This window comes from Phenylobacterium sp. (assembly GCF_030654915.1).
In the GTDB taxonomy this organism is placed as follows: domain Bacteria; phylum Pseudomonadota; class Alphaproteobacteria; order Caulobacterales; family Caulobacteraceae; genus Phenylobacterium.
The window spans coordinates 1-1,248 of sequence record NZ_JAURWM010000184.1; the positions used below are offsets into that span (position 1 = coordinate 1).

General features: G+C 67.5%; 1 protein-coding gene. It reads left to right on the top strand.

The window, feature by feature from the left end; genetic code table 11:
* Nucleotides 1-1,248 (top strand): efflux RND transporter permease subunit (locus Q7T84_RS09545; protein WP_304808150.1); only part of this gene is annotated, 1,248 nt, incomplete at both ends.

Consider the following 1,248-nt stretch of genomic DNA (forward strand, 5'->3'; position numbering starts at 1 on the left):
GCCGGTTCGGCTGGGCGATGTGGCGACCGTCCAGATCGGCCCGGAGATGCGCCGCGGCGTCGCCGAGCTCAACGGCCAGGGCGAGGTGGCCGGCGGGGTGGTGATCCTGCGCTCGGGCAAGAACGCCCGTGAGACGATCGCCGCGGTGAAGGGCAAACTCGCCGAACTGAAAGCGGGCCTGCCGCCTGGCGTGGAGGTCGTCCCCACCTATGACCGCTCCCAGCTCATCGACCGCGCCATCGGCAACCTGCGCGGCAAGCTGATCGAGGAGTTCATCGTCGTCGCCCTGGTCTGCGCGCTGTTCCTCTGGCACGCGCGTTCGGCCCTGGTCGCGATCCTGACCCTGCCGCTCGGCGTGCTGTTCGCGTTGCTGGTCATGCGCATGCAGGGGGTCAACGCCAACATCATGTCGCTAGGCGGCATCGCCATCGCCATCGGGGCCATGGTCGACGCCGCCGTGGTGATGATCGAGAACGCCCATAAGAAGATTGAGCGCTGGGAGCACGATCATCCCGGCGAGACCCTGATGGGCGAGGCTCGCTGGAAGGTGATCACCGACGCCGCCGTCGAGGTGGGGCCGGCGCTGTTCTTCAGCCTGATCATCATCACGCTGAGCTTTGTGCCGGTCTTCTCCCTGCAGGGTCAGGAGGGGCGGCTGTTCTCGCCGCTGGCCTTCACCAAGACCTACGCCATGGCCGGCGCGGCGATCCTCTCGGTGACCCTGGTCCCGGTGCTGATGGGCTGGCTGATCCGGGGGCGTATTCCGGCCGAGGACGCCAATTTGCTCAATCGCGGACTGACGGCCGCCTACGGGCCCGCGCTCGACTGGGTGATGCGCAAGCCTCGGACCACCCTGGTTATCGCCGCCCTGGCCTTCGCCACCACCGCCTGGCCGCTCAGCCAGCTGGGCGGCGAGTTCATGCCGCAGATCGACGAGGGCGACCTGCTCTACATGCCCTCGGCCCTGCCGGGCCTATCGGCGGCCAAGGCCTCGCAACTGCTTCAGCAGACCGACAGGATGATCAAGACCGTGCCGGAGGTGAAGACCGTGTTCGGCAAGGCTGGTCGCGCCGAAAGCGCCACCGATCCCGCCCCGCTGGAGATGTTCGAGACCACCATACAGTTCAAGCCGAGGTCGCAGTGGCGGCCGGGCATGACCCCGGAGAAGCTGGTCGAGGAACTGGACCGGGCCGTGAAGGTCCCGGGCCTCACCAATGTCTGGGTGCCGCCCATTCGCAATCGCATCGA